Origin of the sequence: Agromyces protaetiae (assembly GCF_004135405.1) — a bacterium.
Lineage (GTDB): Bacteria > Actinomycetota > Actinomycetes > Actinomycetales > Microbacteriaceae > Agromyces > Agromyces protaetiae.
In genome coordinates this window covers 2468936-2494862 of sequence record NZ_CP035491.1, presented here as the reverse complement: position 1 = coordinate 2494862, position 25927 = coordinate 2468936, and the positions used below count along the sequence as shown (strand labels likewise).

Below are 25927 nucleotides of genomic sequence, written 5' to 3'. Positions count from 1 at the left end.
GAGAAGGAGTATCTCAGTTCGAGGTGGATACGGGATTCGAACCCGTGTATACGGCTTTGCAGGCCGCTGCCTCGCCTCTCGGCCAATCCACCGCGTGTTTGGGTTCACCACCTCAAATCAAAACCGAGCCTCACGGCCCGGCTTCGATCAGAGCGGATGACGAGATTCGAACTCGCGACCCTCACCTTGGCAAGGTGATGCGCTACCACTGCGCCACATCCGCGTTGTCGCTCTTTGCGACGTAGAGACTCTAACCGATCCGCGCGACCGAATACAAACCGAGGGATGCTCCCTCAGCATTCATGCAGGTCACATGCGGAATCCGAGCTCGCATCCCGGGCGTGTCGGTGCCGGGCCGGAGGAGTCGCGCACGGTGAACGAGCGGCGACGTCACCGCGAACGCACGGGATGACTCGGAGACGCGCGCCACGAGCCATCCGAACCCGCCGAATCCGCCGAGCCACCGCTCGATGTGCAATCGCCCCCTGTCGTCGGCTAGTATCGAACCCGCGGCCGAGCGATCGGCCGTGAGTACTGATGGGCGATTGGCGCAGCTGGTAGCGCGCTTCCTTCACACGGAAGAGGTCGTCGGTTCGAGCCCGGCATCGCCCACCATCAGCACGAAGAGAACCCCCGGTCATCCGGGGGTTTTCGCGATTCACGGCCACTCCACGACGCATGCGCCCGTAGCGCACGGCGCGTCCGCGGGGGCAAAGTAGGGGCAAGAGCCCGCCGCTTCCATCGGAGGTGCACGTGTCCGTCGTCTTCGAGTTCCTCGCCGCCAACCCGGTGCTGCTCATCTTCCTGCTCGTCGGGCTCGGGGCCGCGGTCGGGCGGGTGAGCGTCGGGGGCGTGTCGCTCGGCGCCGTCGCGGTTTTGTTCGCTGCGATCGGCCTGACCGCGTGGTCGGTCGCCGTGGGCGTCCCGATCGAGGTGCCGGCGGCGATCGGCGATATCGGCCTCGTCATCTTCGCGTTCTGCACGGGCCTCATCGCGGGGCCCGGCTTCTTCAACGCCCTGCGGACGTCGTATCCGCTCATGCTCGTCGTCGCAGGCGTCCTCGTGCTGTCCGCGGTCGCGGCCTTCCTGCTCGGCGGCGCACTCGGCCTCGACCCGGTGACGATCGCGGGCACCTTCGCAGGAGCGACGACCAACACACCCGCACTGGCGGCCACGGGCGGCAGCCCCGCTGCGACGGTGGGCTACGCGAGCGCGTACGTCTTCGGCGTGATCGGGGCGATGGCGGCGGCCGCGCTCGCGCTGCGGCACCGGCCCTCCGACACCGATGCGATGGCGCCGATCGTCGAGAAGCCCGTGCAGATCGACACGACCACCATCCACACGGTCGGCGAGATCGTCGCGCATCACAGCGACCGCGTTGCGATCTCGCGCATCAAGCACGCAGACGACGGACAGATCGACCCGGTCCGACCCGACACCGAGCTCGAGGTCGGCGACGTCATCAACGTCGTCGGGCCGCGAGACGAGGTCGACGAGGTCGCGATCGAGCTCGGACACACCTCGGCGATCGACATCACGCGCGAGCGCAGCTCCCTGGATTTCCGCCGCATCATCCTGTCGAACCCGAAGCTCGCCGGACGCACGATCGGCGGCCTGCGGCTGCACGAGCAGTTCGGCGCGAGCATCGCCCGCATCAGGCGCGGCGACGTCGAATTCGTCGCGACCGACGATTTCGTGCTGCACCAGGGCGACCGGCTGCGCGTCGTCGGCCCCCGCGACGCGATGGCCGACCTGACGTCGTTCTTCGGGGACTCCGAGCGCGGCATGGCCGACGTGAACCCGCTCGCGCTCGGTCTCGGCATCGCGATCGGCCTCGGGATCGGCGCCATCCAGATTCCGATCCCGGGCGGACATTTCAGCCTCGGCTACGCCGCCGGGGCACTGCTCCTGGGCCTCGTCATGGGCCGGATCGGCCGCATCGGCCCGATCGTCACGTCGCTCCCGCACACCGCGGCGTCGGTGCTCGCCGAGTACGGTCTGCTCGTCTTCCTCGCGTTCGCCGGAACCAAGGCGGGATCGCTCATCGTCTCGGCGATCGTCTCGGGCGAGGTGCTCACCCTGCTGCTCCTCGGTTTCGTCGTCACGTCGATCGCGATGTTCGGCACGTACCTGGTGGGGCGATTCGTCTTCCGGCTCGGCGGCACACGGCTCTCGGGCGTCGTGGGCGGCGCGCAGACGAACCCCGCGATCCTCGCATTCGCGAACCTGCGCACCGACTACGACGTGCGTGTCGCGCTCGGCTACAGCCTCGTGTACCCCGCGGCGATGGTCGTGAAGATCCTCTTGGCGCAGATCATGGTCGGGCTCTGAGACATCCGCCCGCCTGGGCCGTCGAGAAGGGCGATCGGATGTCCCACCGCGACGCCGACCGCTTCGTCAGCGCCAGCCGTACCGCGACGACAGCGCGGCCGTGACGCGCTCGAAGCGCTCCTCGTCGAGGATCGCGCCCTCGCGGCGCATGCCGCCGCTCGAGACGCGGAAGACCCGGTCGAGGGCGACCCAGCTCGGTCGGCCTTCGGGGTCCCAGTCCCCGGACCCGAGCGAGACGTGATCGCGGTCGCGGTCGTGTGCCTTGCTCGTGAGCTGCACGGCGAGGAACTGCCCGCGCTCGCCGGCGGCGACGATGACGACCGGGCGATCCTTGCCGCGGCCGTCGCGCTCCTCGTAGGGCACCCACGTCCAGACGATCTCGCCCGGGTCGGGATCGCCGTCGCGGTCGGGCGCGTACGCGAAGCGGACCTTGCCGATCTTCGACGGGTCGAGTTCGACCGTCGCGCTCGGCCCTGCCTGGCCCGGAGAAAGCTCCTCTTCGAACGAGGACGACCGTGAGACATCCGCCCGCTGCCGACCTGCCGATCCCGGCGCCTGCGGCTTCGGTGCACTCGAACCCCCCGCCCGAGCCGGCCGCGTCGCCGTCGCGACGCCCGTCGACGCCGAAGCGCCGTCCGAAACGGACGGCGTGGACGGCGCAGACGACGAGGATGTGAGCGACCGGAGCACGGTCTCGAGCACACGCCCGAGGGCGGTGAGGAAGCGGCTGGTGTCTGACACACCCGCACACTACCCCACCGCCCTCGCAGCCCTTCTTCGAGGGGCCCAGACCGTGGAGAACTCAGACGGTCTCGAGCTGGTACCCCTCTTCACCGTGCACGACGGTGTCGATGCCGGCGATCTCGTCGACGTTCTTGACGCGGAACCCGATCGTCTTCTCGATCGCGATACCCACGATGAAGGCGACCACGAAGGAGTAGACGAGCACGCCCACCGCGGCGATGAACTGCACGAGGAGCTGCGACGCGTCGCCGCCCACGAACAGACCGGTGCCGGTCGCGAAGAAGCCGAGGTACAGCGTGCCGATGACACCGCCGACGAGGTGGATGCCCACCACGTCGAGCGAGTCGTCGAAGCCGAGCTTGAACTTCAGCTCGATCGCCAGCGCGCACACTGCGCCGGCCAGGACGCCGAGCAGGAGTGCCCATCCCGGGGCGAGGGCGGCACACGAGGGGGTGATTGCGACGAGACCCGCGATCGCGCCCGAGCCCGCTCCGACCGCGGTCGGCTTGCCGTCCTTGATCTTCTCGACGATGAGCCAACCGAGGATCGCGGCCGCCGTCGCGCCGAGCGTGTTCAGGATGATGAGGCCAGCGGACTGGTCCTCAGTGCCGAGGAGATTGAACGTGCCTTCTGCGCCGGCGTTGAAGCCGAACCATCCGAACCACAGGATCGCTGCGCCGAGCAGGGTGAGCGGCACGTTGTGCGGCTTGTCCATGCCCTTCTGGAAGCCGACGCGCTTGCCGAGGACGAGCGCGAGGGCGAGGGCCGCCGCACCGGCGTTGATGTGCACGGCGGTGCCGCCCGCGTAGTCGATCACCGACACGTCGAGCCCCAGATTGGCGCCGAGGTTCATGATCCAGCCGCCGCCCCAGACCCACGCCGCGACGGGGAAGTAGACGAGCGTCGCCCAGATGCCGGCGAAGATCATCCACGAGCCGAACTTCGCGCGATCGGCGATCGCTCCCGAGATCAGCGCGACGGTGATGATCGCGAAGGTGGCGCCGTACGTCGCGCCGACGAGCGTGTTGTCATCGGCGTTCGCGAGACCGAAGTCGGAGAACGGATTGCCCGCCAGGAACTGCGGGTCTCCTTCGGTGATCGCCGACATGTTGAAGCCGTACAGCACCCAAAGGACGCTGATGAGGCCGAGAGCGCCGAAGCTCATCATCATCATGCTGATGACGCTCTTCGCTTTGACCAGGCCGCCGTAGAAGAACGCGACGCCCGGCGTCATGAACAGCACGAGCGCGGTAGCCGCAATAGCCCACGCGAGATTGCCCGAATCCATGGAGTTCCTCACCGTTCTTTCGTGATAGCAGGGGGTGTACCGAGGTGGGGCTGAGCTCCGGACTCGGGTACGTCGTTCAGCATGGAACCGGCACGTTTCTACCAAGATGCGTCAGGTGTTTCGCAACCGTTACGAGATCCCGCTCCGTGTAACGACTGTGTTTCGGGCGGCAGCGGATCCGCCGCGAAATCGCGCAGGAGTCGCCGAAAGGGGTTCAAGGCGTGTCGCCCTAGCACGTGCAGGTACGGCCTTCGTTTGGAGAGCCGTCTCGTTCGCGCGAGTCGTCGCGAGCGAGCGGATGCGCGCTACTCGTGCGGCGGCAGCTGCCCCGTCGTGAGCGCCGTCATACGGCTCATCGCGCGCAGGTACTTCTTTCGGTACCCGCCTGCGAGCATGTCGGCGTCGAAGACCTCGTCGAGCGGAAGGCCGCTCGCGACGATCGGGACCTCTGCGTCGTAGACGCGGTCGATGAACGCGACGAGCCGGAGCGCGGCGCTCTGGTCGTGGAGGGAGTGGACGCCGCGGAGCGCGAGGATCTCGACGCCGTCGATGAGCTTGATGTACTTCGACGGATGCACCGTGGCGAGGTGCGCGATGAGCGCGTCGAAGTCGTCGAGCGAGACCCGGTGTCCGCGCGCGGCGAGTGCCGTGGCCGTGCGGTCGACCTGGTCGTCGCTCTCGACGGTCTCGGCGCGGCCGTCGGTGTCGCGGCGGCGGTAGTCGAGTCCGTCGATGCGGAGCGTCTCGAAGTTCGATGAGAGGCCCTGGATCTCGCGGAGGAAGTCGGCCGCCGCGAATCGCCCCTCGCCGAGCGCGTTCGGCGGCGTGTTGCTCGTCGCCGCGACGCGCGTGCCGCTCGCCATGAGCTCGCCGAGGAACCGCGTCATGAGCATCGTGTCGCCCGGGTCATCCAGCTCGAACTCGTCGATGCAGATGAGCTTCGCGCCCCGGAGCGCCTCGAGCGCCTTCTGGTAGCCGAGCGCGCCGACGAGTGCCGTGTACTCGATGAACGTGCCGAAGTACTTGGGACCGTGCGCGACGTGCCAGAGCGACGCGAGAAGGTGGGTCTTGCCGACGCCGAAGCCGCCGTCGAGGTAGACGCCTGGCAGTTCGATGCGTGCCGGCCGCTTGCGCGAGAAGAATCCGCCCGGCCGCTGCGCTGCCCGCCAGGCGCCCGCGAACTCGTTGAGCCGGTCGAGCGCGGCCTGCTGCGACGGGAAGTCGGGGTCGGGCCGGTAGGACTCGAACGAGGCCGTCGCGAACTGCGGCGGCGGGGAGAGTTCGGCGGCGATCTCGGCGCCCGTGATCGACGGATTGCGGTCGGCGATGCGGATGAGGTCGGACGTGGCTGCCGAGGTCATTGGCGGATTTGGCTCCCGTATTGCACCGGATGACGGGGCCTGTGACTTCGACGGGCACGCCGCGTATGTTCGTGCTGAACAGGTCACCAGCCTAACCGCACCCCATTCAGCCGCACGCACCGAGCGCCCCAGGAGGCCGCAATGTCCGTCGAGTTCGACCCCGCCGAGAAGTTCACCTCGTACGCCCACCCCGAACGGCTCGTGAGCACCGAATGGCTCGCCGAACGGCTCGGTCAGCCGGGTCTCGTGGTCGTCGAGTCCGACGAAGACGTCCTCCTCTACGAGACGGGCCACATCCCGGGCGCGGTCAAGATCGACTGGCACACCGACCTCAACGACCCGGTCGTGCGCGACTACCTGAACGGCGAGCAGTTCGCCGCCCTCCTCGGCTCGAAGGGCATCGCGCGCGACACGACCGTCGTCATCTACGGCGACAAGAACAACTGGTGGGCCGCTTATGCGCTCTGGGTCTTCACGCTCTTCGGCCACGAAGACGTACGCCTCCTCGACGGCGGCCGTGACCTCTGGATCGCCGAGGACCGCCCGCTCACGACCGACGTCCCCGAGGTCACCCCCGTCGAGTACCCCATCGTCGAGCGCGACGACACCGTCGTGCGCGCCTACAAAGAAGATGTCCTCGCCCACCTCGGCAACCCGCTCATCGACGTCCGCTCCCCCGAGGAGTACTCGGGTGAGCGCACGAGCGCACCGGCCTACCCCGAAGAGGGCGCGCTCCGCGGCGGACACATCCCGACCGCGGCATCCGTGCCGTGGGCTCGCGCTGCGGCCGCCGACGGCACGTTCAAGGGCCGCGACGACCTCGAGGCGATCTACCGCGGCGAGGTGGGCCTTCAAGACGGCGACGAGATCATCGCCTACTGCCGCATCGGCGAGCGGTCGAGCCACACGTGGTTCGTGCTCACCCACCTCCTCGGCTTCGAGAACGTGCGCAACTACGACGGCTCGTGGACCGAGTGGGGCAGCGCCGTGCGTGTGCCGATCGTGACCGGCGCCGAGCGCGGCGAACTCCCCGCCCGCTGAGCGGAGCGGCATCGCACAACGCTCGCGTCATCGAGACGCGCACTCAGACCGCGCCCGGCTTTCCGCAGCCGGGCGCGGTTCGTTTCGACCGTGGAAGAATCGAACCGATGGATGCCTCGAATCTGCCCGCCGCGCTCGCCGAGACGCGCGAAGACTTCCTCGCGCTCGCGGTGCGGGATCGGCTGCAACTGCTCCTCGACTTCTCGAACGAGCTCCCCGGGCTGCCCGAGCAGTACCGCGACCACCCCGACCTCTTCGAGAAGGTCGAGGAGTGCCAGTCCCCGGTGTTCATCTTCGTCGAGGTGACCGACGGCATCGTCCACGTCTACGCGACGGCTCCCGCCGAGGCGCCGACGACGCGCGGGTTCGCGTCGATCCTCGTGCAGGGGCTCGACGGGCTCACGGTCGACGAGGTGCTCACCGTGCCGGCCGACTACGCGCAGTCGCTCGGTCTCGCCGAAGCTGTGTCGCCGCTGCGGGTGCGCGGCATGACGGGCATGCTCGGGCGCATCAAGCGCCAGGTGGGTGAGCGCGCAGCCGCCTGACGCCGTTCAGCGCTCGGCGAGCCAGTTCCGGATGAGCCCCGTCCAGCGAATGGGGTCGTGGTTCCAGAGCTTCGTGTGCCGCGCACCGTTGAAGACCTCGAACTGCACGAGGTCTGGGCGGGCCTCGGCGAAGCGGCGTGCGCCGTCGATCGGCACGTAGCCGTCGTCTTCGGAGTGCATGAGGAGCATGGGCGTCTCGAACTCGTCGGCACGCGAGACGGCGTTGAGGCTCACGAGGTCGATCGGCGAGGCCACGCCCGTCACGCCGACGGCGGCGGGAGTGCTGAGGAGCCTGCCGACGAGTGCGCCCACCTCTTCGGGCAGTCCGTTGAGAACACCCTGGAAACGCAGGATGTCGACCCAGTCGATCGCGGGAGATTCGAGGATGACTCCGACGAGCGCTTCACGCACCTCTTCGGAGCGCAGCACGGCCTGGAGCACGATCGCCCCGCCCATCGACCAGCCCATGAGCACGATGCGCTCGGCGCCGTGCTCGCGCGCGTAGCGGACGGCGGCGACGGCGTCTTCCCACTCGGTGCCGCCGAGGCCGTAGCGGCGGTCGACGCTCTCGGGGGCTTCGCCGTCGTTCCGGTAGGAGGCGAGGAGCGAGTTCCAACCGGCCGCGAACACGGGCTCGACTGCACGGAGCGTCTCTTGGCGCTTCGCGCCGCGGCCGTGGATCTGCACGACCCAGTCGGTCGTCGGCTCCGCGGCGGGGATGAACCACGCAGGTGAGGGCCCGAGCGGGGTCTCGACGACGACGTTCTCGTAGGTGCGGCCGAGTTCCCACGGCCCGAGGTGCAACCATCCGTCGAGCCGCCCGCGCTTGGCGCGGTCGAGGCGACCGAAGTCGACGCCGTCGAGGCGGCGGAGGGCCGAACGGCCCTCGCCCGCGAGCACTTCGCCGAGACGCGCGTGGCCCGAGTCGTGCTCGAACCAGAGTCCGTACCGGCCGGCGAGTGCGGCGTCTTCTCCGTCGAGTTCGACCGTGCCCGCCGCGAGGTCGACCGCAGTGATGCGGAACTCCTCTTCGCGCGTGGTGACGGGCGTGACGACCTGCCGTGCGAAGCGTGCCGTGATCACCGCGGCGAGCGTCGCCGCGACTGCGGCCGTGATCGCCGCGACTCCCGCGGCGACACCGATCACCGCTGCGGCGGAGACCCGTCGAGACATCCGTCCTCCTCATCGTCGGACCGTGTGTGACGCTCGGTACGGCGTGCCGTCCGGGCGCCCGGTCATCCAGACTCTAGTCTGCACTCGTGCCCGACCGTGCGACGCCAGCGCCTGCCGAGTTCGAGGCCGCGATCACCTCGATCCGCGGCGTCGTGCCGCGTGCCGAACTCCGTGTGACGGAGATCCCGGCGCCGGGCTCCCTCGCGCCCTATGCGATCGCGTTCGCGGCCGATGTCGCACCCGCGGGCCACGGCGACGATTCCGATCTCGGCACCGGGCGGTTCATCCTGCTCTACGACCCCGCCGAGCCCGAAGCGTGGGGCGGCGCGTTCCGCGTCGTGTGCTTCGCGCAAGCGCCGCTCGAGACCGACATCGGACTCGACCCGTTCCTCGCCGACGTCGCGTGGTCGTGGCTCATCGACGCACTCGACGCCCGCAGCGCCCACTACGTCGCCGCGAACGGCACGGCGACCAAGATCCTCTCGACGGGGTTCGGCGAACTCGCCCATCGCGGCGACGGCGCGCAGATCGAACTCCGGGCCTCCTGGACCCCTCTAGACGGCGACATCGCTCCGCATATGGAAGGCTGGGAGGAGTTGCTGTGCATGTTGGCAGGGCTTCCGCCCCGGACGGAAGGGGTGACCGCTCTGCCCCGACGGAGGAACCGTGGCTGAATTCCGGGTGATCGAGACCCGTGCGGCGTTCGAGAGCGCGGTCGAGCAGCTCTCCGCCGGAACCGGGCCGATCGCGGTCGACGCCGAGCGGGCGAGCGGGTTCCGCTATTCGCAGCGGGCGTACCTGATCCAGATGTACCGGCGCGACGCCGGCACGTTCCTCTTCGATCCGCCGGCGATCGGCGATTTCGCGCCGCTCGAAGACGTCATCGCGCAAGAGGAGTGGGTGCTCCACGCGGCGAGCCAAGACCTCGCGTGCCTCCGCGAGGTCGGCCTCGACCCGAGCACGATCTTCGACACCGAGCTCGCGGCCCGCCTCCTCGGCATGCCGCGCGTGGGCCTCGCGTCGGTCGTCGAAGAGCTCCTCGGCATCAAGCTCGCGAAGGAGCACTCGGCGGCCGACTGGTCGACGCGCCCGCTCCCCCAGTCGTGGCTGACGTATGCCGCGCTCGACGTCGAGCTCCTCGTCGACGTGCGCGACCTGCTCGTCGAGCGTCTCGCCGAGAAGAGCAAAGACGGGATCGCCGCGCAGGAGTTCGAATCGGTCCTGCACAAGGAGGCGAAGCCTGCCGCCGCGGAGCCGTGGCGACGCCTTTCGGGCGTGCACGGCATCCGCCACGCGCGCAATCTCGCGGTCGCGCGGTCGTTGTGGGTCGCGCGCGACGCGCGAGCGGTCGAGTTGGATGTCGCGCCGGGCCGCCTGATTCCGGATGCCTCGATCGTCGCCGTCGCGCGCAGCCTCCCCCGCACCAAGCGCGCGCTCGCCGATCTCCGCGAGTTCACGGGTCGGGCGAGCCGCTCCGAGATCGATCGCTGGTGGTCGGCCGTCGAAGACGGTCTCGCGACCACCGAGCTCCCCGCGATCCGGGTGCCGAGCGATGCGCCGCCGCCGCCCAGGGCGTGGGCTTCGAGGCATCCAGACGCCGACGCGCGCCTGCGCCTCGCGAAGCAGGCCGTCGCCGACAAGGCCGAAGCGCTCGTCATGCCGGTCGAGAACCTCCTGACGCCCGACCACTTGCGCCGGGTGGCGTGGAGGCCGCCGGCAGACACGTCCGAGCGAGGCATCCGCGAGGCCCTCGCCGCGCTCGGTGCGCGCGCGTGGCAGCTTGACGCGACCGCACAGATCATCTCCGTCGCGTTTGTGGAGGCCGAACAATCGGTGGAAGACGCGTCAGCCAGCGCTTCGTAGGTTCCGCCAACCGATTCTGTTGCATGACGCACCACACGTAAGATCGGTGCGATTCTCTCATCGAAAGGGAGCTAGCAGCGTGGCTGAACGAGTTGACGTCGTGTTCGTCGACGGGGTACGGACCCCGTTCGGACGGGCCGGCGAAAAGGGCATGTACTGGAACACCCGAGCCGACGACCTCGTGGTCAAGGCGATCACGGGCCTTCTCGAGCGCAACCCGAACCTTCCCAAGGACCGAGTCGATGAAGTGGCCATCGCCGCCACGACGCAGCAGGGCGACCAGGGCCTGACCCTCGGCCGCACGTCCGCGATCCTCGCCGGCCTCCCCGTGACGGTCCCCGGCTACGCGATCGAGCGCATGTGCGCCGGCGCGATGACCGCCGTCACGACGGCCGGCTCAGGCATCGGCTTCGGCCAGTACGACATCGTCATCGCCGGTGGCGTCGAGCACATGGGCCGTCACCCGATGGGCCAGGGCGCCGACCCCAACCCCCGCTTCCTCGCCGAGAAGCTCGTCGACCCGCAGGCGCTCAACATGGGCAACACGGCCGAGCGTCTCCACGACCGCTTCCCGCAGCTCACGAAGGAGCGCGCCGACCGCTTCGGCATGCGGAGCCAGCAGAAGGTCCAGGCGGCCTACGAGGCCGGACACATCCAGCCCGACCTCGTGCCCGTCGCGATCCGCACGGCCGAAGGCTGGGGCCTCGCGACCGAAGACGAGGGCCGCCGCCCCGAGACGACGATGGAGGGCCTCGCCGCCCTCAAGACGCCGTTCCGCCCGCACGGCCGGGTTTCGGCCGGCAACGCGTCGCCCCTCACCGACGGTGCGACCGCCGCGATCCTTGCGAGCGGCGACGCCGTCAAAGAGCTCGGCCTCACCGCCAAGATGCGCATGGTGAGCTACGGCTTCGCCGGCGTGCCCGCAGAGGTCATGGGCATCGGCCCCATCCCCTCGACCGAGCGCGCGCTCAAGAACGCCGGACTCTCGATCGAGGACATCGGCCTCTTCGAGCTCAACGAGGCGTTCTCGGTGCAGGTGCTGAGCTTCCTCGACCACTTCGGCATCGACGACGACGACCCCCGAGTCAACCCGTGGGGCGGCGCGATCGCGATCGGCCACCCGCTCGCGGCCTCGGGCGTCCGCCTCATGCTGCAGCTCGCCCGCCAGTTCGAGCTCCACCCCGAGGTCCGCTACGGCCTCACGGCCATGTGCGTCGGCCTCGGCCAGGGCGGCTCGGTCATCTGGGAGAACCCCCACCACAAGAAGTACGGAAAGGGCCGCTGAACGTGACCGACTACTCGAAGATCGACTTCAGCGACCTCAAGGCCGCTTCCGAGGCCGACGAGGTCGTCACGCACTCGTACGTGCGCGACATCACGCTCGCCTCGGGCAAGGTCCTCGCCCTCATCACGCTCGACAACGGCCGCGACCACACGCGCCCGTCGACGCTCGGCCCCGTGACGCTCCTCGAGCTGAACGACCGTCTCGACGAGCTCACGGCCCGTGCCGCCGCGGGTGAGATCCAGGCCGTCGGCGTCACCGGCAAGCCGTACTTCCTCGCCGCGGGCGCCGACCTCTCGAAGGTCGGCGAGGTGCCCGACCGCGACTCGGCGAAGAAGATGGCCCAGCTCGGCCACTTCGTGCTCGGCAAGCTCGGCGAGCTCGGCGTGCCGTCGTTCACGTTCATCAACGGCCTCGCCCTCGGCGGCGGCGTCGAGATCGCGCTCAACAGCGACTACCGCACGGTGGATGCCTCGGCGCCGGCCCTCGGCCTGCCCGAGGTGTTCCTCGGCATCATCCCCGGCTGGGGTGGCGCCTATCTCCTGCCGAACCTCATCGGCATCGAGAACGCCCTCAAGGTGATCGTCGAGAACCCGCTGAAGAACAACCGGATGCTGAAGGCGAAGGAGGCGTTCGACCTCGGCATGGCCGACGCGATCTTCCCGCCCGTCAACTTCCTCGAAGACTCGCTCAAGTGGGCCGACGGAGTGCTGACCGGCAAGATCCAGGTCAAGCGCCCGAACGTGCCCGGCAAGCTCGAGAAGCTCGCCAAGTGGGACGTCGCGATCGGCATCGCGAAGAAGTCGCTCGAGGGCAAGCTCGGCACGACGCCCAAGTCGCCGTACCGCGCGCTCGAGCTCCTGAAGGCCGCGAAGAGCGGCACGAAGGCCGAGGGCTTCGAGCGCGAAGACGAGGCGCTCGCCGACCTCGTCTCGGGCGACCAGTTCGTGGCGTCCATCTACGCCTTCAACCTCGTGCAGAAGCGCGCAAAGCGGCCGGCCGGTGCGCCCGACCGCGAGCTCGCGCGCAAGGTCACGAAGGTCGGCATCATCGGCGCCGGTCTCATGGCGAGCCAGTTCGCCCTGCTCTTCGTGCGTCGCCTGCAGGTGCCCGTGGTCATCACCGACCTCGACCAGTCGCGCGTCGACAAGGGCCTCGACTACATCCGCACCGAGATCACGAAGCTCGAAGAGAAGGGCCGTCTCGACTCCGACGAGGCGAACCGTCTGCGTGCGCTCGTCTCGGGTACGACCGACAAGGCCGACTTCGCCGACTGCGACTGGGTCATCGAGGCCGTCTTCGAGGACCTCGCCGTCAAGCAGCAGGTCTTCGCCGAGGTCGAGCCGCACCTCTCCGAGACGGCGATCCTCGCGACGAACACGTCGTCGCTGTCGGTCGAGCAGATCGGCGCGAAGCTCGCGCACCCCGAGCGGGTCGTCGGCTTCCACTTCTTCAACCCGGTCGCGGTCATGCCGCTCCTCGAGATCGTCAAGGCTCCGGCCACGAACGACGAGACCCTCGCCACCGCGTTCGCGGTCGCCGCGAAGCTCAAGAAGTCGGCCGTGCTCACGGCCGACGCGCCCGGCTTCGTCGTGAACCGGCTCCTCGCGAAGGTCATGGGCGAAGCGGCCCGCGCCGTCGACGAGGGCACCCCGGTGCCGGTCGTCGAGAAGGCGCTCGCACCCATCGGCCTGCCGATGGGTCCGTTCGAGCTCATCGACCTCGTCGGCTGGGCGGTCGCCGCCCACGTGCAAGACACGATGGTGCGCGAGTTCCCCGAGCGCTTCTACTCGTCGGAGAACCTGCACGCCCTCGCGAAGCTCCAGGGCGTCGTCGAGAAGGACAAGCACGGCAAGGTCACCGACCTCTCGAAGGAGGCGAAGAAGGTCGTCACGGTCGGCAAGTCGCCGGTCGACGAGGCCACGATCCTTCGTCGCGTCGAAGACGAGCTCGCTCGCGAGATCAAGCTCATGCTCGACGAGAAGGTCGTCGTTGCAGCGGAAGACATCGACCTGTGCCTGATTCTCGGCGCGGGCTGGCCGTTCCAGGCCGGCGGTGCGACGCCGTACCTCGACCGCGTCGGTGCGTCCGAACGCGCCTTCGGCGACACGTTCCACCACCCCGCGATCCGCGGCGTGGGCGCGTAAGCCAGGCTCCACCCGTTCGGGCCCTCGACTCTTCGGAGTCGGGGGCCCGTTCGCGTTGCGCTCCGGGGCGGCTCGCGGTAGTTTCTGAACATGTTCAGTTCTGCGGATGTCTCAGAGCAGCCGGATGTCTCGAGCACGCCTTCGACCAAGAGCGAGCGCACGCGCGCACTGGTCCGCGACATCGCGCTCCGCTCGTTCCGCGAGCGCGGATACGACGCGACGACCATCCGGCTCGTCGCCACCGAGGCCGGAATGTCGGTCGGAGCCACGCACTACCATTTCCCGTCGAAGCACCACCTCGTGCAAGAGCTCTACCTCGACGTGCAAGCAGCGCACCGCGCCGCCGCAGAGCCGCTGCTCGAGGCATCCGACGATCTCATCGAACGCCTCGGCATCGTCTACCGCACCGGTCTCGACGGGCTCGCGCCGTACCATCCGTTCGCTCCCGAGTTCCTCTCTGCCGCGGTTTCACCACGCTCCCCGATCAATCCGCTGTCGACCGAGTCGGCGCCCGCGCTCGCGATCGTGCGCGGGCTCTTCGCGGACGCCATCACTGGAGCAAGGACGCGGCTCCCCGTCGAGCTCGAGGAGCGCCTGCCCGACGCGCTGACGCTCGCGCACCTGCTGCTCGCGCTCTTCTGGGTCTACGACCGCTCCCCCGGGCAGGTCCGCAGCAGGCGGCTCGTCGACCGCGGCCTGGGGCTCCTCAAGGGCGCGCTGCCGCTCGTGCGGACGCCGCTCCTGCGGAAGCCCGTCCGCGACCTGCTCGATCTCGTCGCAGAGGTTCGAGCGTGAACGCGGGAACGGGCGACTCGATCGCGGCACGATACGGCGCCCGCGACCCCCGGAGCGCCGCCGAGCCGATGGCGTTCACCTTCGGCGAGTTCGTGCGCGGGGCCTTCGGCACGTGGGGATGGTTCCTGCTGTTCGCGGTCGGCGGGTTCCTCATCGTCGGCACCGTCGCCGAAGTCGCCTCGACGGGCTGGAGTGGGGGATCGCCCGGACCCGCGCTCGGAATGTCGCTCGTCGTGCTCATCTACGGCTTTCCCGTCTTCCTCGCCGTCTCGCTCGTCGCACTCGCCCTCGGGATGCCCGGCGCATGGCTCCTCGCCTGGTCGCTCCGGCGGGTGCCTCGCGTCCGCGTGCAGCTCATCGCCTTCGCCGCCTACGGCGTCGCCTTCGGCACCCTCATGACCTGGCTCGTCGCGGGGGTCATCGCCCGTGATGCGCTGCCCGTCGCGTTCCTCTGGCTGTCGCCGTTCATCGCCGCGAGCGCTGCCGCGTTTGCACTCGGTCGGGACCGAGCCATCCGCCGCATCGCGCGACCGGCGACCATCGCGCACCTGGTCGGGAGCTCGAACGCCGACGGATTCGAAGAACGTCGCCGAATGGACGGGGAGACCCCCGAAGACTAGACCCGCGGCTGCGGGCGAGTGTCGGTCGGCACGTCGACGCCCGCGCCGCGCGCGTGCGGCAGCTTCGAGCCGAGGACCATGGCCGTGACATCCCGCGCGATGTGCTGGGGCGTGAGCCCCGCCGCCTCGAGGATCTCGCCTCGCGTCGCGTGGTCGAGGAACTCGTCGGGAAGGCCGAGCTCGGTCACCGCGGTGTCGACGCCCGCCTCACGGAGGTCTTGGCGGATGCGCGTGCCGATGCCGCCGACTCGGACGCCGTCTTCGAGGCTCACGACGATGCGGTACTCCCCCGCGAGCTCGACGACGCTCCGCGGCACGGGCACGACCCATCGCGGGTCGACGACCGTTGCGCCGATGCCGTGCGACTCGAGCCGCTCGGCGACCTCGAGCGCGATGCCGGCCATCGGGCCGACGGCGACGAGCAGCACGTCTTTGCGTTCGGACTCGACGAGCACGTCGACGCCGTCATCGAGACGGTGCACGGCGTCGTACTCGACGCCCACGCTGCCCTTGGGGAACCGCAACACGGTCGGGCCGTCATCGACCTTCACCGCTTCGGCGAGTTCCTCGGTCAGGCGCACGGAATCGCGCGGAGCGGCGATGCGGATGCCGGGCACGACCTGGAGGACCGAGAGGTCCCACACGCCGTGGTGGCTCGGACCGTCGGGACCGGTGACCCCGGCACGGTCCAGCACGAACGTGACGCCGGCCTTGTGCAGCGCGACGTCCATGAGCACCTGATCGAACGCACGGTTCATGAAGGTCGCATAGATCGCGACGACCGGATGCAGCCCGCCGAACGCGAGGCCCGCGGCCGACGTGACGGCGTGCTGCTCGGCGATGCCGACATCGAACACTCGACTCGGGAAGCGCTCGGCCATGCGATGGAGACCCGTCGGGCGGAGCATCGCGGCAGTGATGCCGACGAGCCGCTCGTTCTCTTCAGCGAGGGCGACGAGGGAATCGGCGAACACGCTCGTCCACGACGGCTTCGACGACGTCTCGAGCGACTCGCCCGTCTCGGGGTCGATCTGCCCGACGGCATGGAACTGGTCGGCGACGTCGCGAAGCGCGGGCTCGTAGCCGCGACCCTTCTCGGTGATCGCATGCACGATCACGGGAGCGCCGTACTGCTTCGCCTGACGCAGCGCCGCCTCCATGGCGTGCTCGTCGTGGCCGTCGACGGGGCCGACGTACTTGATGTCGAGGTTCGAGTAAAGTGCCTCGTTGTCGGTGAAGCGCGACAGGAAGCCGTGCATGCCGCCGCGCACACCGCGGTAGAACGCGCGCGCGGGGGCGCCGAGGCGCTCGAACGCCCGCGCGCTGGAGATCTGCAGGTCGCGGTAGGTGCGCTGCGTGCGGACCGAGCTCAAGAACCGCGCCATCCCGCCGATCGTGGGCGCATACGAGCGTCCGTTGTCGTTCACGATGATGACGAGCTTGCGCGTGTTGTCGTCGGAGATGTTGTTGAGCGCCTCCCACGTCATACCGCCCGTCAGGGCGCCGTCGCCCACGACCGCGACGACGTGGCGGTCGGACTGCCCCGTCATCTCGAAGGCCTTCGAGATGCCGTCGGCCCAACTGAGCGAGCTCGACGCGTGGGATGACTCGACGATGTCGTGCTCGGATTCAGACCGCTGCGGGTAGCCTGCGAGACCGCCCTGCTGACGCAGCGTCGAGAAGTCCTGGCGCCCGGTCAGCAGCTTGTGCACGTACGACTGGTGCCCCGTGTCGAAGACGACGGCGTCGGTGGGCGAGTGGAAGACTCGGTGGATCGCGATCGTCATCTCGACGACGCCCAGGTTCGGGCCGAGGTGACCGCCCGTCTTCGCGACGTTCTGCACGAGGTACGCACGGATCTCAGCCGCGAGTTCGGCGAGTTCCTCCGTCGAGAGGTCGTCGAGGTCGCGAGGGCCTCGAATCCGCTCGAGCAGGGTCATCCGGAACCGCCTTTCGTGCCGCGTCTCGCGGCTCTCACATCGATCGAGTCTACGCGCCCCGGGGTGGAGGCTTGTGTGCACGAACGGGAACTGCCCGCCCCGCGACATCCGGTGGACGGATGCGCGAGGCGGGCAGTCTCGAATGGTCGCCTTACGCGACGAGGCTCCGCAGCACGTACTGCAGGATGCCTCCATTGCGGAAGTAGTCGGCCTCACCGGGCGTGTCGATGCGGACGACCGCGTCGAACGTCACCGTCTCTTTGCCGGGAGCCGAGAACTCGCTCGGGGCGGCCGTGACCTTGACGGTCTTCGGCGTGACGCCTTCGTTGAGCTGCGCAAGACCCTCGATCGAGACGATCTCGGTGCCGTCGAGGCCGAGCGACTTCCAGCTCTCGCCGGCCGGGAACTGCAGCGGGACGACGCCCATGCCGATGAGGTTCGAGCGGTGGATGCGCTCGAAGCTCTCGGTGATGACGGCCTTGACGCCGAGGAGGCTCGTGCCCTTCGCCGCCCAGTCGCGCGACGAACCGGAACCGTACTCCTTGCCGCCGAAGATGACGAGCGGGGTGCCCTGCGCCTGGTAGTTCTGCGACGCGTCGTAGATGTACGACTGCGGGCCGCCCTCCTGCGTGAAGTCGCGCGTGAAGCCTCCCTCGATGATCTGACCGTCGTTGACGGCCGAGACGAGTTCGTTCTTCAGGCGGATGTTCGCGAACGTGCCGCGGATCATGACCTCGTGGTTGCCGCGACGCGAGCCGTAGGAGTTGAAGTCCTTCTGCGCGACGCCGTTCGACGTGAGGTACTGCGCGGCGGGCGTGCCGGCCTTGATGCTGCCGGCGGGGCTGATGTGGTCGGTCGTGACCGAGTCGCCGAGGGTCGCCATGACGCGAGCGCCCGTGATGTCGGCGACGGGCGTGAGCTCCATTGACATGCCGTCGAAGTACGGCGCCTTGCGGACGTACGTCGAGGTCTCGTCCCATTCGAAGATGGGGCCGGTCGGCGTCGGCAGGTTCTTCCAGCGGTCGTCGCCGTCGAAGACGGTCGCGTACTGCGTGATGAACTGATCGCGCGAGATCGACGTGTCGATGACGTCCTGCACCTCTTCGGGCGAAGGCCAGATGTCGTTGAGGAAGACGTCATTGCCCTCGAGGTCGGTGCCGAGCGAGTCGGTCTCGAAGTCGAAGTGCATCGAGCCGGCCAGCGCGTACGCCACGACGAGCGGCGGCGACGCGAGGTAGTTCATCTTGACGTCGGGGCTGATGCGGCCCTCGAAGTTGCGGTTGCCCGAGAGCACCGCGGTCACGGCGAGATCGTGGTCGTTGATCGCCGTCGAGACCTCTTCGATGAGCGGGCCCGAGTTGCCGATGCAGATCGTGCAGCCGTAGCCGACGGTGAAGAAGCCGACGCTCTCGAGCGCCTTGTCGAGGCCCGACTTCTCGTAGTAGTCGGTGACGACCTTCGAGCCCGGGCCGAGCGTGGTCTTGACCCACGGCTTGGCCTTCAGGCCCTTGTCGACGGCCTTCTTGGCGAGCAGGCCCGCCGCGATCATGACCGACGGGTTCGACGTGTTGGTGCACGAGGTGATCGCTGCGAGCGTGACGGCGCCGTTGTCGATGATGTACGGGTCACCGGCCGGCGGAGCGACCTTGACGGGCTTCGACGCGACGGCCGGCCCGCCGCTCGAGATGTGGACGGGACGCGTCTCGACGGGCTCCTCCTCGCCGGGGCGCCGGCGGGGTCGGAGGCCGGGAACGAGTGCTTCGACTCGAGGTCGACGATGTCTTCGGTCGTCGAGGGCGTCGCGTAGGCGAGGATGTCCTCCTCGAACTTGGACTTCGCCTCGGAGAGGAGGATGCGGTCCTGCGGACGCTTCGGTCCGGCGATCGAGGGGACGACGGTGCCGAGGTCGAGCTCCATGTACTCGGAGAAGTTCGGCTCGTGCGAGGCGTCGTGCCAGAGCGACTGCGCCTTCGAGTACGCCTCGACGAGGGCGACGGTCTGCTCGTCGCGGCCCGTGAGGCGGAGGTAGTCGAGCGTGACGTCGTCGATCGGGAAGATCGCGGCCGTCGAGCCGAACTCGGGGCTCATGTTGCCGATGGTCGCGCGGTTGGCGAGCGGCACGGATGCCACGCCGGCGCCGTAGAACTCGACGAACTTGCCGACCACGCCGTGCTTGCGGAGCATGTCGGTGATCGTGAGCACGACGTCGGTCGCCGTGACGCCCGCGGGGATCTCGCCCGTGAGCTTGAAGCCCACGACGCGCGGGATGAGCATCGAGACGGGCTGGCCGAGCATGGCCGCCTCGGCCTCGATGCCGCCGACGCCCCAGCCGAGCACGCCGAGGCCGTTGACCATCGTCGTGTGCGAGTCCGTGCCGACGCACGTGTCGGGGTAGGCGCGGAGCACGCCGTCCACCGTACGGTCGTAGATGACCTTCGCGAGGTGCTCGATGTTGACCTGGTGGACGATGCCGGTGCCCGGCGGGACGACCTTGAAGTCGTCGAACGCCGTCTGGCCCCAGCGAAGGAACTGGTAGCGCTCGCCGTTGCGCTCGTACTCGATCTCGACGTTGCGCTCGAGCGCATCGGGCGTGCCGAAGAGGTCTGCGATGACCGAGTGGTCGATGACCATCTCGGCGGGCGAGAGCGGGTTGATCTTGCTCGGGTCGCCGCCGAGCGCCGTCACGGCCTCGCGCATGGTGGCGAGGTCGACGATGCACGGCACACCCGTGAAGTCCTGCATGACGACACGAGCCGGCGTGAACTGGATCTCGGTGTCGGGCTCGGCGCTCGGCACCCACGAGCCGAGGGCCTCGATCTGCTCCTTGGTGACGTTCGCGCCGTCTTCGGTGCGGAGCAGGTTCTCGAGGAGCACCTTCAAGCTGAAGGGGAGCTTGTCGTAGCCGGGGACGGTGTCGATCTTGAAGATCTCGTACGTCTCATCGCCGACCTGGAGCGTGTCCTTCGCCCCGAAACTGTTCACTGCAGACACGATGGTCCTCTCCTTCGCGGGTGCGTCGCGCGCACGCGGGCGCGACACTTCGATCCTTCCCTGTCGGACCGTTGTTTACCAGCAAGGCTGACCTAAACAGTCGGTCCGAGGCCGGCGTCGTCGAGGCCCGCGGATTTATCTTGATGTCGAGATAACTGTATCACCGCTCGGCACGCGACGATTGCCACGCCGAGCGCACCACGAGCCACGTGAACACGAGCATGAGCGCGTAGAGCGGCACACCCATCAGGAGGCGCGTCACGCCGAGCGCCTGCACGTTGTCGACGAGATACAGGGGCACCTGCACGACGAGTCGCAGCACGAAGAACCCGATCCACGCGAGCGTCAGGAACTGTGCGATCCGGACCTTGCGCTTGTCGGTCCGCCACTCGGTGCCGTCACCGACGAGGAACCCGACGACGAGTCCGATCGCGGGCCACTTCACGAAGAGCGAGACGAGGAGCGCGAGCGCGTAGCCCGCGTTCGTGAAGAACCCGAGGACGTAGTTGTCGCGCGCGTCGCCCGTCCACAGCGAGAGCGCCGCGGAGAGCAGGACGCCGACAAGTCCGGCGATCGACTGGGTCGGGCTCGATCTCGCGACGAGCCGCACGATCGTGAAGACGACTGCGAGCCCGACGGACGCGCCGAGCGAGGGCACGAGCGCCTCTTGACCGCTCCAGCCGGAGAAGCTCGTGAGCACCGAGTAGAGGACGAGGAAGACGAGACCGGGAAACAGGGCTTCGAGGATGCCTCGGACGCCGCCGACTGCCTTCAGCACGTCGCGAGCGGCCAGCCGTTCGTCGCGCACGAGCCCGCCGAGGCCGCTGCGCTCGGCCGCCTCGGCGAACTGGCGCTTGAGTTCGTCGCGGAGGTCGGGCTCGGTCGCGTCGTCGCCGGATGCCTCGGCCGAGACATCCTGAGCGGAGTCTTCTCGACCGGCGCTCGACGACGAGTCGTCAGGCTGCGACGCGCGCTCGACGCGCGCGTCGCCCTCGGGGTCGGTCACTGCGCGGGTCCGCCGGTCGGAACCGTCGGCATGCGAAGCGGGATGAGATCGCGCGGGGGCATGGGCGTGTTGCCGCGCGCCACGACGATCGAGCGGAAGAGGTCTTCGATCTTCTCGGCCGCGGCCGGGTCGACCGCCGCCTCGCCTGCGATCACGCCGCGGAGGAACCAGCGGGGGCCGTCGACGCCGACGAAGCGCGCGAGACGCATGTGCCCGGGCTGGTCGCCCTGCGGCGCCACGGGGATCTGCGCGAGCAGCTCGGGCCCGAAGGCGCCGTCGCGCACGGTCGTCGTGCCGCCCTGCTTGGCGATCTGATCCGCGATCTGGTCACGGATCTCGTGCCACAGTCCGCTCGTGCGGGGCGCCGCGAACGGCTGCACCTGCAGCGTCGAGTTCGCGTAGTCGAGCCCGATCGCGACGACGCGCTTCGACCCCTCCTCGACCTCGAGGCGCACCTGGAGGCCCTCGCGCGGAAGCACCTTGATGCCGCCGAGGTCGACGTACGGACGCACCGGGTTCGCCTCGGACTCGTCGAGGGGCCCGGCCGTCTCACGGTCTTCGGGTGCGGACTTGGGCTGGTCGGCGGGGATGTCGCCGATGTTCTCGATGTCGCTCACGCGTTCACTCCTGACTTGTGCTCCCCGAAACCGGTCGAGCCGAATCCCCCCTCGCCTCGGTGGCTGCCCGGCAGACGCTCGACCTCGACGAAGCGCGCGCGACTGACCGGCATCACGACGACCTGGGCGATGCGATCGCCGGCCTCGATGCGGTAGGGCTCGCGCGCGTCGGTGTTGAGCAGGGCGACCTTGATCTCGCCGCGGTAGCCGGCGTCGACCGTGCCCGGGGCGTTGACGATCGTGATGCCGCGCTTGAAGGCGAGCCCAGAGCGCGGCACGACGAATGCGACGTAGCCGTCGGGCAGTGCGATCGAGACGCCGGTGCCCACGGTGGCACGTTCTCCGGGCTCGAGCACGAGCGACTCGGAGGCGTGCAGATCGGCTCCGGCGTCGCCCGGATGGGCGTAGGTCGGAAGGCGGTCTGCCGTGATGAGCACGTCGACGGAATCGGTCACCGTTCGAGGGTAGTGCAGAAGTCTGATCGAATAGAGCCATGCCCGACTATCGCGAGCGACTGTGGCCCTCCCCCTGGATCTTCATCGCGAGCCTGCTGCTCGTCCCCGCGAGCATCCTCGTGCTCGCGCCCGTCTCGTTGCCCGCCGGCATCGTCACGGGCATCGTCCTCTACGTCGCCGCAGTGGGCATCCTGACGCTCACCGCCCCGGTTGTCGAGGTCTCCGACGGGCGGCTCCGCGCCGGCCGCGGCGAGATCGACCTCGCCTACGTCGGCGAAGCCGTCCCGATCGCCTCGCCCGAGGCCGCGCGAGTCGAACTCGGCACCGGACTGGACGCCCGCGCGTTCCTCGTCATCCGCGGTTGGGTGAAGTCGATCGTGCGCATTCCCATCGACGACGCCGACGACCCGACCCCGTACTGGATCGTGTCGAGCCGCCGCCCGAACGAAGCGGCCGCCGCGATCAATCGATCGCGACGGCCGGATTCGTCTTCGTCGGAGTAGCTCAGGCGGCGCACTCCACGCAGATCGGCCCGAGCTTCGTCTCGTGATCGATCTGCGAACGGTGCTTCACGAGGAAGCAGTTCACGCACGTGAACTCATCGGCCTGCGGCGGGAGCACGACGACGTCGAGTTCGACATCGGAAAGGTCGGCTCCGGCCAAGTCGAAGCTGCCCGGATTGTCGGCGTCCTCGACGTCGACGACCCCCGAGAGCTTGTCGGGAACGCGCTCCTTGAGGGCCTCGATCGACTCGGAGTCGTCTTCGGTCTTCCGTGGTGCGTCGTAGTCCGTAGCCATGCCCATCCATTCATTCAGCGCCGGTGTTTTCGGCGGCCATAGTCTGCACCAATCCCCGACGGTAAGCAAACCCCCGCTCGCAGTATCGCGGATCGATCACCGTTGCAACTTCCGGCGCGCCCGTGCTATTCCCGGCCCACGGGCCGCGCTCATGACATCCTGGCTCGGAAGCAAGGCACGGAAGGGCTTGTCGTGATGCAGGAACTCAAAGTAATCGGAGTCGAGAGCGGGGCGCTCATCGCCGCGTCCGACGACGGCGCACGATTCCGGATCGAGATCGACGAAGTGCTGCAGTCGCGGATCCGCCAAGCGCACCCCGAGGTGCACCAGGGGCCGAAACTGTCCCCGCGCGAGATCCAGGCGCACATCCGCTCCGGACTCTCCGCAGAAGAGGTCGCTTCGCTCACGGGCGCCGCGGTCGACTACATCCGCCGCTTCGAGGGGCCGGTGCTCGCCGAGCGCGACCACGTCGTCACCTCGGCGCTGTCGATTCCCGTCCACACGGCGGGCGACCTCGACCCCGCCGACGATCAACTGACGTTCGGCACCGCGATGCGCGAACGGCTCGCCAAACTCGATGTCCACGGCGAACGTTGGGCGAGTTGGAAAGACGAAGAGCGCGGATGGATCGTAAAGCTCGAGTTCACCGCCGACACGATCGACCACGACGCACGCTGGACCTTCGACGTGCGACGTCGGGTGCTCCAGCCCATCAACTCCGAGGCGATCACGCTCTCTCAACAGGGTGAGCTGAAAGACGGCCTGATCCCGCGCCTGCGCGCGGTCGGCAGCGACGGGGAGCAGAGCCGGTTCGACAGCGGCGCGTTCACGTTCGACGAGCCCGTCGTCGAGGTGCAGCACGACACGGCGCCGCAGCTCGAGCCGCTTCCCTACGGTCGACCTGCTCCGCTCGCTCCCCAGGTCTCGAGCCCCGCGGTCGCGCGCGCGGCGATCAAGCGCGCCGACGAACCCACGCAGCCGCAAGGCGAGACGGCCGATCTGCTCGAAGCGCTCCGACGTCGTCGCGGGGAGCGCGAGTCGGCGACGGGCGAGCTCGAGCCGCTCTTCCCCGCGCCGGCACCGGCGGCCCCGGCGCAGTCGGCGCCGCCCGCGGCGCCGACTGCTCCCGTGGCGCCGACCCCGGTCGCACCACAGCCGGTTCCCGTATCGCTCAACTCCGAGCCTCAGCCCTCGAACCCGTCGGCGCCCGTCGAGAAGCCCGCGGCGGCCGCACGCTCGATCTGGGGCGGCAAGGTGTCGGGCTCGAACGGCTCGGGACGCAACAACCGCAAAGGTCGCGCATCGATGCCGAGCTGGGACGAGATCGTCTTCGGTGCGCGCAGCGACGACGACCTCGCCTGACGCCCTCGCTCCTCCGACCAGGCTGTCGGCGCCCGGTGTTAGCATTCGAACACAGTTTCGAACGCGGGGGTTGAGATGGAGCGTCTTCAGGAGTTCGTCGAGGTCTGGTCGGGCGAGTCCGGCGAGCCGGCACGACTCGTATGGCGCGCCCGCAGGTTCCGGGTGACCGACGTTCCGACACCGCTGGTCGGCACGGCCGACTGGTGGCAGCCACTCGGCGCCCACGACGCCGCGCCCGGGCGTCCACCGCTCGCGATCGCCGGCTGGAGATTCCAGGCGAGCGCCGACGATGGCGAGACGCACGTGTTCGACATCGGCCACGATGGCGAGCACTGGCGTCTGCTGCGAGTGTTCGACTGACGCGTCCACTCGTCGAGATCGATTGCGCTCATGTTCCGCGCAGGCATATGGTGCGGCCATGAGTGCAGGGCGTGCACGTCCGACGGAAGCGATCACGTTCCGACGCGGCACGACGATCACGATCCTCGTGACCGCCGCTCTGACGGTCACGGCGTGCGCCGGCACCGCGCCTTCCCCGGCCCCGACCGAACCGGTCGGCGAGGCGACCGCCGAACGACTGCAGGCGATCCTCGACGACGCGATCGGCGACGACCGCACCGGCACAGCGGTGACGGTCCTCCGCGAAGGTGCAGGCACCTGGTCTGCAGTCGCCGGAACGTCGGATTGGTCACGACCGCTCGAGCCGGGCGCGAAGTTCGAGATCGCGAGCACCTCGAAGACGTTCATCGCCGCCGTCATCCTCCGCTTCGCCGAAGTCGGCCGCCTCTCGCTCGACGACCCAATAGCAGATCACCTCCCCGTCGACCTCGACTTCGATTCGAGCGGCACCACCATCCGCGATCACCTCGCGATGGAGAGCGGGATCCCCGACGGCTCGGACCCGCTCAACGGCGAACCGGAACGGCTCCGCGAGCCCGCCGAAGTACTGGCGACGGTCCCCGACACCCGACGCGAGCCCGGGACCCACTCCTACTCCAACTTGAGCTACTACCTGCTCGGACTCGTGATCGAGGAGGTCAGCGGTACGACCACGGCGCAGGCGGTCCGCGCCGAAGTGCTCGACGACCCGCGATTCGACACGATCGTCACCCAACCGGAGGAGCAGCCCGAGCCACCGCTCGCGCTCCCTCTCGCCGGCCCGGGCGTGCGCAAGATCATCCTCGATCTCGGCGGCGACCTGCTCATGACGCCTGCCGAGGCGAGCGCATTCGGCGGGTCCGGCAATATGGCGAGTGATTCGGAGGCACTTGCGGTCTGGTGGTACGAGCTGTTTTCCGGCTCGATCCTCTCGGACGCGTCGCTCGCGGCGATGACCGACGTCGAAGGCGACGACTACGGACTCGGCTTGTTCGGTCGACCCGCCGTTCGAGGCGTAGAGGGCGCGGTGTACGCGAACGGCGGTCGGGGCATCGGCCACATGAGCTACGTGCTCACCGTTCCAGACGCCGGACTCGTCGTCGTGGTCCTCAGGAACCGGGGCGGCGACCCGGAGGCCACCCTCGGCCCCCTCGCATACCAGTTCGCCGCCGCCGTCGGCGACTGAACGC

General features: G+C 68.9%; 22 protein-coding genes, 3 tRNA genes and 1 pseudogene. 14 read left to right on the top strand and 12 right to left on the bottom strand.

Annotation, left to right across the window (positions count from 1 at the left end; all coding sequences use genetic code 11):
• Positions 1-21: 21 nt before the first annotated feature.
• Positions 22-92: transfer RNA gene (locus tag ET445_RS11595), tRNA-Cys, on the bottom strand.
• 59 nt (positions 93-151) lie between these two features.
• Positions 152-223: transfer RNA gene (locus ET445_RS11590), tRNA-Gly, on the bottom strand.
• Positions 224-539: 316 nt separating this feature from the next.
• On the opposite strand from ET445_RS11590, the gene ET445_RS11585 reads away from it, so the two are divergent.
• Together ET445_RS11585 and ET445_RS11580 are read left to right on the top strand one after the other, a co-directional pair.
• Positions 540-615 (top strand) — tRNA-Val (locus ET445_RS11585).
• 138 nt (positions 616-753) lie between these two features.
• Positions 754-2331 carry an aspartate:alanine exchanger family transporter gene (locus ET445_RS11580; protein WP_129191441.1) on the top strand — a complete coding sequence of 526 codons (1578 nt, stop codon included), beginning with the start codon at positions 754-756 and terminating at the stop codon, positions 2329-2331.
• Positions 2332-2397: 66 nt separating this feature from the next.
• Here ET445_RS11580 and ET445_RS11575 read toward each other — a convergent pair whose 3' ends face one another.
• From ET445_RS11575 to zapE, 3 genes are all read right to left on the bottom strand, one after another.
• A complete protein-coding gene (locus ET445_RS11575) occupies positions 2398-3072 on the bottom strand; it encodes a type II toxin-antitoxin system PemK/MazF family toxin (protein ID WP_243695184.1) in 675 nt (224 codons plus the stop codon).
• Between the two features lie 61 nt (positions 3073-3133).
• A complete protein-coding gene (locus ET445_RS11570) occupies positions 3134-4363 on the bottom strand; it encodes an ammonium transporter (protein WP_129191440.1) in 1230 nt (409 codons plus the stop codon).
• 305 nt (positions 4364-4668) lie between these two features.
• Positions 4669-5724: a cell division protein ZapE gene (zapE, locus tag ET445_RS11565; RefSeq protein WP_129191439.1), complete on the bottom strand. Its 1056-nt coding sequence runs from the start codon at positions 5722-5724 to the stop codon at positions 4669-4671.
• A gap of 141 nt (positions 5725-5865) precedes the next feature.
• Here zapE and ET445_RS11560 point away from each other — a divergent pair, with 141 nt between their 5' ends.
• Together ET445_RS11560 and ET445_RS11555 are read left to right on the top strand one after the other, a co-directional pair.
• The gene (locus tag ET445_RS11560) at positions 5866-6765 is read left to right on the top strand and encodes a sulfurtransferase (protein ID WP_129191438.1); all 900 of its coding nucleotides are present in this window, start codon (positions 5866-5868) and stop codon (positions 6763-6765) included.
• 107 nt (positions 6766-6872) lie between these two features.
• Positions 6873-7310 (top strand): SufE family protein, encoded by a 438-nt coding sequence (locus ET445_RS11555; protein ID WP_129191437.1) that lies wholly within the window; start codon positions 6873-6875, stop codon positions 7308-7310.
• Between the two features lie 6 nt (positions 7311-7316).
• Here the strand turns inward: ET445_RS11555 and ET445_RS11550 are convergent, their stop codons facing one another.
• Positions 7317-8483: an alpha/beta hydrolase family protein gene (locus ET445_RS11550; protein ID WP_129191436.1), complete on the bottom strand. Its 1167-nt coding sequence runs from the start codon at positions 8481-8483 to the stop codon at positions 7317-7319.
• An 86-nt stretch (positions 8484-8569) separates the two neighbouring features.
• Between ET445_RS11550 and ET445_RS11545 the strand changes: the two genes are divergently transcribed.
• The 6 genes from ET445_RS11545 to ET445_RS11520 all read left to right on the top strand — a co-directional run bounded on the left by ET445_RS11545 (position 8570) and on the right by ET445_RS11520 (position 15190).
• Entirely contained in the window at positions 8570-9157 is a 588-nt protein-coding gene (locus ET445_RS11545; RefSeq protein WP_129191435.1) for a DUF3000 domain-containing protein, read from the top strand.
• Positions 9150-10346, top strand: a complete 1197-nt coding sequence (locus ET445_RS11540; RefSeq protein WP_129191434.1) for a ribonuclease D — start codon at positions 9150-9152, stop codon at positions 10344-10346. Before ET445_RS11545 ends, ET445_RS11540 begins: the two co-directional genes overlap by 8 nt.
• Before the next feature lie 79 nt (positions 10347-10425).
• Positions 10426-11631 (top strand): thiolase family protein, encoded by a 1206-nt coding sequence (locus tag ET445_RS11535; protein ID WP_129191433.1) that lies wholly within the window; start codon positions 10426-10428, stop codon positions 11629-11631.
• Positions 11632-11633: 2 nt separating this feature from the next.
• Positions 11634-13775, top strand: a complete 2142-nt coding sequence (locus tag ET445_RS11530; protein ID WP_129191432.1) for a 3-hydroxyacyl-CoA dehydrogenase NAD-binding domain-containing protein — start codon at positions 11634-11636, stop codon at positions 13773-13775.
• 90 nt (positions 13776-13865) lie between these two features.
• A complete protein-coding gene (locus tag ET445_RS11525; protein WP_129191431.1) occupies positions 13866-14570 on the top strand; it encodes a TetR/AcrR family transcriptional regulator in 705 nt (234 codons plus the stop codon).
• Positions 14567-15190 (top strand): hypothetical protein, encoded by a 624-nt coding sequence (locus ET445_RS11520; protein ID WP_129191430.1) that lies wholly within the window; start codon positions 14567-14569, stop codon positions 15188-15190. The genes ET445_RS11525 and ET445_RS11520 overlap by 4 nt, the downstream gene beginning before the upstream one ends.
• Here ET445_RS11520 and dxs read toward each other — a convergent pair.
• From dxs to dut, 5 genes and pseudogenes are all read right to left on the bottom strand, one after another.
• Positions 15187-17130, bottom strand: coding sequence for a 1-deoxy-D-xylulose-5-phosphate synthase (gene dxs, locus ET445_RS11515; RefSeq protein WP_129191429.1), 1944 nt, complete (start codon positions 17128-17130; stop codon positions 15187-15189). The genes ET445_RS11520 and dxs overlap by 4 nt on opposite strands.
• 151 nt (positions 17131-17281) lie before the next feature.
• A pseudogene (locus ET445_RS11510) lies at positions 17282-20121 on the bottom strand (aconitate hydratase).
• A 160-nt stretch (positions 20122-20281) separates the two neighbouring features.
• On the bottom strand, positions 20282-21127 hold the full coding sequence (locus ET445_RS11505) for a DUF3159 domain-containing protein (protein WP_129191428.1): 846 nt from the start codon (positions 21125-21127) through the stop codon (positions 20282-20284).
• Positions 21124-21744: a DUF3710 domain-containing protein gene (locus tag ET445_RS11500; protein WP_129191427.1), complete on the bottom strand. Its 621-nt coding sequence runs from the start codon at positions 21742-21744 to the stop codon at positions 21124-21126. Before ET445_RS11500 ends, ET445_RS11505 begins: the two co-directional genes overlap by 4 nt.
• Positions 21741-22199: a dUTP diphosphatase gene (dut, locus tag ET445_RS11495; protein WP_129191426.1), complete on the bottom strand. Its 459-nt coding sequence runs from the start codon at positions 22197-22199 to the stop codon at positions 21741-21743. The genes ET445_RS11500 and dut overlap by 4 nt, the downstream gene beginning before the upstream one ends.
• 38 nt (positions 22200-22237) lie before the next feature.
• Between dut and ET445_RS11490 the strand changes: the two genes are divergently transcribed.
• A complete protein-coding gene (locus ET445_RS11490; RefSeq protein WP_129191425.1) occupies positions 22238-22702 on the top strand; it encodes a DUF3093 domain-containing protein in 465 nt (154 codons plus the stop codon).
• Between the two features lies 1 nt (position 22703).
• Here the strand turns inward: ET445_RS11490 and ET445_RS11485 are convergent, their stop codons facing one another.
• The gene (locus ET445_RS11485; protein WP_129191424.1) at positions 22704-22997 is read right to left on the bottom strand and encodes a DUF4193 domain-containing protein; all 294 of its coding nucleotides are present in this window, start codon (positions 22995-22997) and stop codon (positions 22704-22706) included.
• A gap of 195 nt (positions 22998-23192) precedes the next feature.
• Here ET445_RS11485 and sepH point away from each other — a divergent pair, with 195 nt between their 5' ends.
• The 3 genes from sepH to ET445_RS11470 all read left to right on the top strand — a co-directional run bounded on the left by sepH (position 23193) and on the right by ET445_RS11470 (position 25923).
• Positions 23193-24359: a septation protein SepH gene (sepH, locus tag ET445_RS11480; RefSeq protein ID WP_129192527.1), complete on the top strand. Its 1167-nt coding sequence runs from the start codon at positions 23193-23195 to the stop codon at positions 24357-24359.
• Positions 24360-24434: 75 nt separating this feature from the next.
• Positions 24435-24719, top strand: a complete 285-nt coding sequence (locus ET445_RS11475; RefSeq protein WP_129191423.1) for a DUF6504 family protein — start codon at positions 24435-24437, stop codon at positions 24717-24719.
• 58 nt (positions 24720-24777) lie between these two features.
• Positions 24778-25923 (top strand): serine hydrolase domain-containing protein, encoded by a 1146-nt coding sequence (locus tag ET445_RS11470; RefSeq protein WP_165314389.1) that lies wholly within the window; start codon positions 24778-24780, stop codon positions 25921-25923.
• Positions 25924-25927 lie beyond the last annotated feature (4 nt).

Excerpts from the sequence above, each read along its gene's own strand:
- dxs (WP_129191429.1), bottom strand. The coding sequence starts at position 17,130 with ATGACCCTGCTCGAGCGGATTCGAGGCCCTCGCGACCTCGACGACCTC.
- ET445_RS11485 (WP_129191424.1), bottom strand. The coding sequence starts at position 22,997 with ATGGCTACGGACTACGACGCACCACGGAAGACCGAAGACGACTCCGAG.
- ET445_RS11550 (WP_129191436.1), bottom strand. The coding sequence starts at position 8,483 with ATGTCTCGACGGGTCTCCGCCGCAGCGGTGATCGGTGTCGCCGCGGGA.
- zapE (WP_129191439.1), bottom strand. The coding sequence starts at position 5,724 with ATGACCTCGGCAGCCACGTCCGACCTCATCCGCATCGCCGACCGCAAT.
- ET445_RS11525 (WP_129191431.1), top strand. The coding sequence starts at position 13,866 with ATGTTCAGTTCTGCGGATGTCTCAGAGCAGCCGGATGTCTCGAGCACG.
- ET445_RS11570 (WP_129191440.1), bottom strand. The coding sequence starts at position 4,363 with ATGGATTCGGGCAATCTCGCGTGGGCTATTGCGGCTACCGCGCTCGTG.
- ET445_RS11560 (WP_129191438.1), top strand. The coding sequence starts at position 5,866 with ATGTCCGTCGAGTTCGACCCCGCCGAGAAGTTCACCTCGTACGCCCAC.
- ET445_RS11470 (WP_165314389.1), top strand. The coding sequence starts at position 24,778 with ATGAGTGCAGGGCGTGCACGTCCGACGGAAGCGATCACGTTCCGACGC.
- sepH (WP_129192527.1), top strand. The coding sequence starts at position 23,193 with ATGCAGGAACTCAAAGTAATCGGAGTCGAGAGCGGGGCGCTCATCGCC.
- ET445_RS11475 (WP_129191423.1), top strand. The coding sequence starts at position 24,435 with ATGGAGCGTCTTCAGGAGTTCGTCGAGGTCTGGTCGGGCGAGTCCGGC.
- ET445_RS11490 (WP_129191425.1), top strand. The coding sequence starts at position 22,238 with ATGCCCGACTATCGCGAGCGACTGTGGCCCTCCCCCTGGATCTTCATC.
- ET445_RS11555 (WP_129191437.1), top strand. The coding sequence starts at position 6,873 with ATGGATGCCTCGAATCTGCCCGCCGCGCTCGCCGAGACGCGCGAAGAC.